This is a genomic window from Methanosaeta sp. UBA356 (assembly GCF_002496465.1).
Classification (GTDB): Archaea; Halobacteriota; Methanosarcinia; order Methanotrichales; family Methanotrichaceae; genus Methanothrix; species Methanothrix soehngenii.
Genome location: NZ_DAKC01000086.1, coordinates 89,364 through 98,388, shown reverse-complemented (window position 1 = coordinate 98,388; position 9,025 = coordinate 89,364). Strand labels below are relative to the sequence as shown.

The following is a 9,025-nucleotide window of genomic DNA, read 5'->3' as shown; positions in this document are numbered from 1 at the left end:
GATCGAGTCCACAATTGCCCTCAGTGCGGGCTATCCTTGGATCGAGATTGGAATGCGGCAATCAATATACTCAGATTGGGACTACAATCTGTCGGAATCAAAACCGTAGAAGCCTGCCCCTTTTAAGGGGTGGGAGTAGTCACCGTTGGCGCTGATCCCAAAGAGGGCAGGGGGCGGGGCGTTGTTAGCAGCGCATCTTATGAGGCCTACCTTGACCTCTCCGGTCGAGTGGAGGATCTCGATCAGGCCGCCAACCTGGCCAGGACAATAATGCAGGAGGTCCTGGATAGAGAGGATCTGAGCTGCTCGGTCGGAGTCGCCCCAAACAAGATGCTGGCTAAGATCGGCTCGGACTTCAGAAAGCCCTATGGATTGACTGTCATCAGTGAAAAGGGAGCTAAGGAGTTCCTCTCTCCTCTGGGAGTCAGGAAGATACCCGGAGTGGGGCCGAGGACGGAGGAGATACTGCTTGATCTGGATATCAGGACCATCGGCCAGCTGGCGGCAGCTGATCCCGACCGCCTGGCAAGGCAGCTGGGAATCCTCGGAAAGAGGCTCTATGAGCGTGCCCAGGGCATCGACCCCAGCGAGGTTGTAGTGAACTATGAGACCAAATCCATTGGCAGAGAGGTGACATTTGAGAGGGATATAAAAGATGCTGCCCCCATCTTGCAGATGATGGACGGGCTGGCAGAAGAGATTCATGGTGAGCTGATCGAGTGCGGCTTTCGCTTCAAGACCATCACCGTCAAGGTCAGATACGAGCACTTCGATACATTTACCCGCGCCAGGTCTCTCTCTTTTTCCACCAATGACCTGGATATTCTCCGGAACAATGGCAAACGACTGGTTGATCAATTCTTGAGAAAGAAAAAGAAGGTCAGGCTGGTTGGACTGAGGGTCTCGGCCTTAAGCAGGGTCTAACGGGCTACAAGCTCCCTCATGCTCCGCAGCTCTGTGCAAATGCCACACCTCACCTGCTTTTTCTTTTGTGTCCAATCCTCCTGTTATCTGCGCAATATCTCAATTCGATGTGGCAATACTCTAACGACCGCCGAGGGCAGCTCCCGCAGACCGCGCCATATCCAGCAGTTCCCCTTTAGCCAGGACGGCATCCGGGGTGATGCCATCTACCATACGAATAATATCCGCCACCTCAAATCCGAGCATCTTCAGGGCGAGGGCAAAATCATCCGCTGCTCTGGCATAGTTCTCAACTTCCGCATCTGCCTGGCTGGTCACAATGATGGCCTTCTTTCCTGGGCGGAGGCGGGGGACGAATGCCGCATCGATCAATGAGTACATCCTGTCCTCCATCAGCTTGAACTGTCCGCTGAACAGGGAGAAGTATATCGGCGAGCCGAAGACCACGGCATCCGCTTCTTTCATCTCCTCTAAGAGCTTTGTGACGTCATCATCCAGGCGGCAGTGATCATGAGACTTGCAGTACTCGCAAGCCTGGCAGCCGGAGTACTTCATCTCATTGAGCAAGTACTTGGAGGTATCAAGCCCCGCCTCCCTGGCTCCTTCCAGAACCCTTGATACCAGGATGTCTGTGTTGCCGTTCTTTCTTGGGCTTCCCACAATTCCTATTGCTTTCATCGCAGTTCACACTCGACAATTATTGGGCCTTCGTATCATTTCAGCATTTCGCATAGCCGATTATGGCCGTAGAATGAAGAGAGTGAGCAATGGAGCTGGCCCCAGGAATAGGATGACCGTCCAATTCCATCTTCCAAAAGACAAATAAGCTTGAACATCCTCGCCTTGCCCATGGCCCGCTTCATCGTGGTGCTGGGCACCACCTCCCACTCCGGCAAGAGCACTCTTGTCGCTGCACTCTGCCGCCTTCTGTCCGACCGGGGATACCGCGTAGCTCCCTTCAAGTCCCAGAACATGAGCCTCAACTCCTGGGTCACAAAAAGCGGTGCGGAGATCGGCATCGCCCAGGCGGTGCAGGCCCGCGCCGCCAGGGCCGAGCCCACGGAGTTCATGAACCCCATCCTCCTCAAGCCCAAGGGGGATAGAACATCCCAGGTCATAGTCCTGGGAAAGCCCCTGGCCGACAAATCGGCAGAGGAGTACTACCGGGACATTGAGGGTCTGAAAGAGGTGGTGGACCGCTCGGTAAGAGAGCTGGAGAATGAGTACGATTTCATTGTTGTGGAGGGGGCAGGAGGAGCAGCGGAGATCAACCTCTTCGACCGGGATATCGCCAACATTTACGTCGCCCGGCTGCTCCAGGCCCCCATTATCCTGGTGGGTGATATCGAGCGGGGAGGGGTCTTCGCCAGCTTATACGGCACAGTTCAGCTCTTGCCCCCGGACGTTCGCCCTCTGGTCCGGGGCCTGGTGATCAACAAGTTCCGGGGCGATCCCGCGATCCTCGGCACTGGTTTGAGGTCGCTAGAAGAGCTCACTGGCGTTCCCGTCCTGGGAGTCCTGCCTTATCTTGATCTGGACATACCATCTGAGGACTCGGTCTCCCTGGGCGACAAGAAGGCCCGCTTCTCCTCCGAAGCGGTGGAGATCGCGGTGATCAGGCTTCCCCGGATCAGCAACTTCACAGACTTCGAGCCCCTGGAGAGGAGGGCTTATATCAGATATGTGAATCTGGACGAGCCCCTGGGCCATCCGGATGCAGTGATCATACCGGGAACTAAAAACACCATATCTGACCTTCTGGAGATGGAGAAGAAGGGCATGGCGGATCAGATCAGATCCCTGCAGGGGACTCCAATCCTCGGCATCTGCGGGGGCTATCAGATCCTGGGAAAGGAGATCATCGACTGCGGGGTAGAGGATACCGAAGGCAGCCTGCCCGGGCTGGGATTGCTCAATGCTACCACCCGCTTTGACCAGTATGAGAAGAGGACGGTACAGGTGAGAAAGCCAGTCACTGGTGGGGGCCCAATACTGGATAGAATCAGAGGCCAGGAGGTCACAGGCTATGAAATTCACATGGGAGTGACAGCTTCCATGGATCCGGCTGCCTTTGGAGATGATGGCGCAGTGGCGAACTGCGGCCTGGTGATAGGTACCTATCTGCACGGCATCTTTGACAACCAGAACTTGAGGGACGCATTCCTGGATTTCCTCTATGAGAGAAAGAATTCAACTGGGATCAAGGCGTCAGGCCTAAAGGCAGAGGGCAAGTCTCATCGGGCAAATGCCCAAAAGGGCAGTGGCTACAGAGAGCTGGCTCTGGCGGTAGAGTCCCACCTGGATATGGAAAAGGTCTGGCAGATGCTCGAATTGGAGATGCCAGAAGCTGAGGACAAGGCGAGATAGGCCGCCTTCGCCGCTTAAGCCGACAAGAGAAAAAGGTGCAAAGTGGAATCTATGAGGCTAGGGGTGTTGTTTTCCGGGGGAAAGGATTCGGTATTTGCCTGCTGGAGGGCGCAGGAGAGGAATACCGTAGCCTGTCTGATAACCCTTCTCTCTCAAAATCCGGACAGCTATATGTTCCACACCCCAAACATCTGCCATACCCATTTTCAGGCCGAGGCTATGCACATCCCCCAGCTCTGCCGGCCCACTCAGGGGGTAAAGGAGAAGGAGCTGGAGGACCTGAAATCAGCCATAGCCGAAGCGCGGGACTGTTATGGCGTCCAGGGAATCGTCACCGGGGCGATCGAGTCGATCTACCAGGCGGCCAGAGTGCAGAGGATCTGCCATTCTCTTGACCTGTGGTGCTTTGATCCCCTCTGGCAGACCGATCAGATCGATTATCTTAAGACTCTCTTAATTGAAGGCTTTCGGGTGATCATCTCTGGGGTCTATGCCTACCCCTTTGATGCCAGCTGGCTGGGAGCGGAGCTCACAGAGGAGAAGATCATGAGGCTCGCCCAGCTGCAGGAGATGTATCAGATCAATCCCTCTGGCGAGGGAGGGGAGATCGAGACCTTTGTCCTGGACGGCCCCATCCCCCTCTTTCGAAAGAGAATCGAGATCTTAAGAGCATCCGGGACCTATGCCAACTACCGGGGCCAGTACATCATTGAGGAGATGAGGCTGGTGGATAAATGAACGGCAAAGCAAAGATCCTCCTGGTGGACAGCTGCTACGAGGCCGATTCCCTCTCCCAATATGAGTTCGTCCGTCCGGTTCAAAGGATCCTGGAGAGGACAGGCTTTCCCTGCCAGGTCTGCCATATCTCCCTGCTGAATGAAGAGCGTCTGAAAAGCTGCGATAAAGTGGTTCTCTGCGGCACTGCCTTGAAGGATAACGAGTACCTGAATCATCTGGAGAGATACACCTGGCTGAAGGAAGGAGACCGGCCCGTCCTGGGGATCTGTGCCGGCATGCAGATCATCGCCGCCATCTTTGGGGGAGAGGTCAGATCGCGACACAAGCCCGCCATCGGCCTGGAGATGATCGAGGTGGTCGGGGAGTCGGATATCCTCGGTCCCTGCCGCAAAATCGAGGTCTATCATCTGCATGGCCTTGATCCCACCCTGCCCGAGGGATTCATCCGTCTGGCAGGGACAGAATTGTCTCCAGAGGCCTTCTCCCACTGCTCTCAACCCATTTGGGGACTCCTGTTCCACCCCGAGGTGCGCAACCGCTGGATTCTGGAAAATTATGCGAATCTCTAACTCTGAACTTGCCGGAAAGCTCATTCCTTCGAAACCAATTTATGTAATGAATCATCATTTAACCGCATTATGCAAGACTATTCCCTGAATCAATTTCTCAGTCTGGCCGGGACTCCGCCTCTGGACATAGAGATCTGCGATGTAACTTTGCGCGATGGGGAGCAGATGCCGGGAGTGGTCTTTAGGGCCGATGAGAAGCTGGATATCGCTCTCCGGCTGGACGAGATCGGCGTGGAGGTCATTGAGGCGGGCTTTCCTGTGGTCTCTGCCGCAGAGATGAACGCGGTGAAAGAGGTCTGCAACCTGGGGCTTAAGGCCAAGATCTCTGCTCTCTCCCGATCGGTCAAGAAGGATGTTGATGCTGCTATTGACTGCGGCGTGGACATGATCAGCGTCTTCATCGCTACCTCGGACCTCCATCTCAAGCACAAGCTTCACATGAGCTGTCCTGAGGCCATAGCCTGTGCTCTCCAAACGGTCGAGTACGCCAAGGATCACGGCCTGATAGTACGCTTCTCAGCGGAAGATGCAACGCGCACCGATTTTGAAACCTTAAAGAAGCTGTACAAGAAGGCTGAGGAATACCATGCAGACTACGTGAGCGTCGCGGATACTGTGGGCATCATGAACCCCCGCACGACTTACTATATGATAAGCGAGCTTCGCAAGTCCATAAAGACCCCGATCTGCATGCATTGTCATGACGACCTGGGAATGGCCCTGGCCAACACCCTTGCTGGGGCAGAGGCGGGGGCCAGGCAATTGCATACCACAGTGAACGGAATTGGCGAGCGCAGCGGCAACACTCCCTTAGAAGAGCTCTTGATCGCCCTGAGGTTGCACTACGATATCGAGAGCTATGATCTCTCCAAGATAAAGGACCTCTCCCAGCTGGTCCAGACCTATTCCGATGTTCCAGTGGCCAAGAACAAGGCGGTAGTGGGGACCAATGCCTTCTCCCACGAGTCAGGGATTCACGTGGCTGCGGTGTTAGAGGAGCCTAGGACCTACGAGCTCTACTCCCCGGAGTTGGTGGGCGCAGCAAGGCATATCATCATCGGCAAGCACACCGGAGTCAAGGCCCTGAAGTACATCACCCAGAGGATGGGCTACTATCTTAAGGATCAAGAGCTAGGCGACCTATCAGAGAGGGTGAAGATGTGCAGCGAGTACAAACATGCCATTAACTGTGAAGAATTGAGAAAGCTGATATTGAACATGGAGAACATCGAGGTCATATACCCGGGTCCTTGAATTGGCTGCCAGGCCAATCGGATTTGCACCACTTTTATCAATGATCTATTCAGCAGATCGAAGGGTATATCTTGCCGTTATGTACAACCCTGAACCCATGGATGCAGAATTAAGGGCTTTTTGAGGTGTGAACTGTGAAGGCGCTCATACTTTCAGGCGGCTCAGGGACGAGGCTGCGACCTCTGACCTATTCGCAGCAAAAACAGCTCATTCCCGTAGCCAATAAACCAGTTCTTTTCTATGCCCTCGAGGATGTGATCGAGGCCGGGGCGGACGAGATCGGCATAATCCTGGGGCCGAACAAGGAGCAAGTCATAGAGACAGTGCGATCCGCAGATTGGTCGGTCCCCATCAAATTCATCTATCAGGGTGAGCCCAAGGGACTTGCCCACACCATCCTGGTGGCGGAGGATTTCCTGGATGAAGATTTTGTTATGTACCTGGGGGACAATATCCTAAGAGATGGCATAGTCAGCCATGAGAAGCGTTTTCATAGTCTGGGCAGCAGCGCAAGCGTTCTGCTCACCCCGGTCGACGATCCTCAGCGCTTCGGTGTGGCCGACCTGAACCCAGACGGGAGCATCAGGCGCCTGGTGGAGAAGCCCAAAGTCCCTCCCTCCAATTATGCCCTGGTGGGGGTGTACTTCTTCACCCCATTGATCATAGAGGCCTGCAAATCCATCAAACCATCCTGGAGGAATGAGCTGGAGATCACCGACGCCATTCAGTGGCTGATTGAGAATGGCCATAAGGTGGATGCCTCCTTTGTGGAGGGGTGGTGGAAGGATACCGGAAAGCCAGAGGACATATTCGAGGCCAATCGCCTGATCCTGGACGATATCGATGGAAGGTGCGATGGCGAGGTGGAGGAGTCCCGGATCATGGGAAGGGTGGTAATGGAAGAGGGAACCAGAATCAGAAGGTCGGTGGTAAAGGGGCCTTGCATCATCGGAAGGGACAGCATTATATCCGATTCGTATATCGGACCTTACACCTCCATTGGCATCGGCTGTCAGATATGCGGCACGGAGGTAGAGGACTCGATCATCATGGATGAAAGCAGGATAGTTAATGCTGGAAAAGTGGTAGAGAGCCTGATCGGCAGGAACGTCAGGATCAAGGAATGCGATAGCCTGCCAAGAGGAAGCCGGATGATCGTGGGAGATAACTCCGATATATCGCTGTGATTGCTATGAATCTTCTTGTTACCGGGGGCCTTGGCTTTATCGGCAGCAACTTCATCCGATTAATGCTGAACCGGCATGATGACTGCAGAATCCTGAACCTGGACGCCCAAGGTTTCGGCTCCAACATCCAGAACCTGGCGGACTATAAGGATGAAAGGAGGTACACCTTTTTCCGGGGGGATATAGCCGATAGCAGCCTGGTATCCAGTCTGGTGGAAAAGGCGGATCTGGTGGTGAACTTCGCTGCTGAGACCCATGTGGACCGGTCCATCTCCCGACCCGACTCATTCCTGCATAGCAATGTCAATGGGGTCTTTTGCCTGCTGGAGGCCATAAGAGATCATAATCCTTCCGTCAGATATGTCCAGATCTCAACCGACGAGGTCTATGGGGACATCCTCAGGGGCTCATCCACTGAGGATTCGACATTGCGGCCCTCATCCCCCTATTCCGCCAGCAAAGCGGCAGGGGACGTATTCGTCCTGGCCTATGCCCGAACCTACGGCCTGGAGGCCATGATCACCCGCTGCACCAACAATTACGGGCCCTACCAGTTTCCCGAAAAGCTGATTCCCAAGACCATAATAAGGGCTAAGGAAGGGCTGAAGATCCCCATTTACGGCACAGGAGAGAATGTGAGAGACTGGATCTATGTGACAGATCACTGCCGGGCGGTAGAGCAGGTTCTCAATAGGGGGAGAAGGGGCGAGATCTATAATATCTCTGCCGGAGAGGAGAGGACCAATCTGTTTATCGCTAAATTCATTCTCGAGATGCTGGGCAAAAGCGAGGATCAGATCGAGTTTGTGGAGGATAGGCCGGGACACGATGCCCGCTACAGCCTGGACTCGTCCCGGATCAGAAAGGAGCTGGGCTGGCGGCCTGAGCGGAGCTTTGAGGAAGGGCTTCAGACGACAGTGGAATGGTATCTGCAGAACCCTGATTGGTACGGCCCGCTGGTGAACGATTCGGTATTGAGTGCCACCCCCTGGCGGCTGAAGTGGTAGGGGCGATATTCCATGAGAATCTTCATAACCGGTGGCAGCGGCCTTGCGGGAAGCAAGCTTGCCGAGATGGCCTTGGCCAGGGGAGAGCAGGTCTATAGCGGATATGCTCATAACCAGCCCCCCTATGGAAAAGAGGTAAAATTCGATCTCTTGGACGCAAATGGCATCCGCGATACCATCGAGAGGATGAGGCCGGATGTAATCGTGCACAGCGCCGCCCTGACCGATGTGGATCGATGTGAACGGGAAAAGGATTTAGCCTACAAGATTAATGTGGAAGGGACCCGGGCGATAGCAGAGGCGGCGAGAAAGGCCGACTCTCATCTGGTCTACATATCGACGGACTACGTCTTCGATGGCCAGCGGGGGCTGTACCGGGAGGAGGAGGAGACGAACCCGGTGAGCTATTACGGCCTTTCCAAGCTCCTGGGAGAGCAGTTCTGTCTTGATCAGGGGTGTATTGCCAGAACCTGTGTGATCTATGGCAGCCGGCCGGCCAGCGGCAAGGTCAACTTCGCTCTATGGCTGTTGAACGCCCTTAAATCAGGAAAAGAGGCGAGAGTGGTCACAGATCAGTTCATAACCCCCACCCTGAACAACAATCTGGCGGCAATGGTGCTGGAGGCGGCGGACCGGCATCTATCCGGGATCTATCATCTCTCAGGAGCCACCAGGGTATCCAGATATGATTTTGCCTGCGAGCTGGCCAGAGCATTCGACCTTGATCGCCGACTGATCATCCCCACTCAGATGAGCGACATCGGTTGGCTGGCAAGAAGGCCAATGGATTCATCCCTGGATACAGCAAAAGCCAGCAGGACGCTGAAAAATGGGCCCCTCAACCTTTATGAATCCCTGCAAGTGTTAAGAGATGAGCTTCTATCGGGCTCGAGGAATAGAAGATCTCATGAGAATGCTTATAGAAAGCCTGAATAATGGGCTGAAAGAAAGCATGGCAAAGGCCAAAAAGTTGGCCTTT

At 54.6% G+C, this 9,025-nt stretch carries 10 protein-coding genes; 9 read left to right on the top strand and 1 reads right to left on the bottom strand.

What is annotated here, in order from left to right:
• Together BP727_RS07850 and BP727_RS07845 are read left to right on the top strand one after the other, a co-directional pair.
• Positions 1 to 126, top strand: a 126-nt coding sequence (locus tag BP727_RS07850; protein WP_286858173.1) for a zinc ribbon domain-containing protein, incomplete at its 5' end; no start/stop codon positions are given.
• Positions 127 to 129: 3 nt separating this feature from the next.
• On the top strand, positions 130 to 924 hold the full coding sequence (locus tag BP727_RS07845; RefSeq protein WP_013720047.1) for a Y-family DNA polymerase: 795 nt from the start codon (positions 130 to 132) through the stop codon (positions 922 to 924).
• Between the two features lie 120 nt (positions 925 to 1,044).
• On the opposite strand, the gene BP727_RS07840 is transcribed toward BP727_RS07845, so the two are convergent.
• A complete protein-coding gene (locus BP727_RS07840; protein WP_013720046.1) occupies positions 1,045 to 1,602 on the bottom strand; it encodes a flavodoxin family protein in 558 nt (185 codons plus the stop codon).
• Between the two features lie 171 nt (positions 1,603 to 1,773).
• Here BP727_RS07840 and BP727_RS07835 point away from each other — a divergent pair, with 171 nt between their 5' ends.
• From BP727_RS07835 to rfbD, 7 genes are all read left to right on the top strand, one after another.
• Positions 1,774 to 3,291, top strand: a complete 1,518-nt coding sequence (locus BP727_RS07835; protein WP_286858168.1) for a cobyric acid synthase — start codon at positions 1,774 to 1,776, stop codon at positions 3,289 to 3,291.
• A 51-nt stretch (positions 3,292 to 3,342) separates the two neighbouring features.
• Positions 3,343 to 4,029 (top strand): diphthine--ammonia ligase, encoded by a 687-nt coding sequence (locus BP727_RS07830; protein ID WP_286858167.1) that lies wholly within the window; start codon positions 3,343 to 3,345, stop codon positions 4,027 to 4,029.
• Positions 4,026 to 4,598: a type 1 glutamine amidotransferase gene (locus BP727_RS07825; RefSeq protein ID WP_013720043.1), complete on the top strand. Its 573-nt coding sequence runs from the start codon at positions 4,026 to 4,028 to the stop codon at positions 4,596 to 4,598. The genes BP727_RS07830 and BP727_RS07825 overlap by 4 nt, the downstream gene beginning before the upstream one ends.
• Positions 4,599 to 4,667: 69 nt before the next feature.
• Positions 4,668 to 5,852: a homocitrate synthase family protein gene (locus BP727_RS07820; protein WP_013720042.1), complete on the top strand. Its 1,185-nt coding sequence runs from the start codon at positions 4,668 to 4,670 to the stop codon at positions 5,850 to 5,852.
• A gap of 134 nt (positions 5,853 to 5,986) precedes the next feature.
• A complete protein-coding gene (locus BP727_RS07815) occupies positions 5,987 to 7,039 on the top strand; it encodes a glucose-1-phosphate thymidylyltransferase (protein ID WP_013720041.1) in 1,053 nt (350 codons plus the stop codon).
• 5 nt (positions 7,040 to 7,044) lie between these two features.
• Positions 7,045 to 8,046 carry a dTDP-glucose 4,6-dehydratase gene (gene rfbB / locus BP727_RS07810; protein WP_286858165.1) on the top strand — a complete coding sequence of 334 codons (1,002 nt, stop codon included), beginning with the start codon at positions 7,045 to 7,047 and terminating at the stop codon, positions 8,044 to 8,046.
• Positions 8,047 to 8,058: 12 nt separating this feature from the next.
• A complete protein-coding gene (rfbD, locus tag BP727_RS07805) occupies positions 8,059 to 8,982 on the top strand; it encodes a dTDP-4-dehydrorhamnose reductase (protein ID WP_286858163.1) in 924 nt (307 codons plus the stop codon).
• Positions 8,983 to 9,025 lie beyond the last annotated feature (43 nt).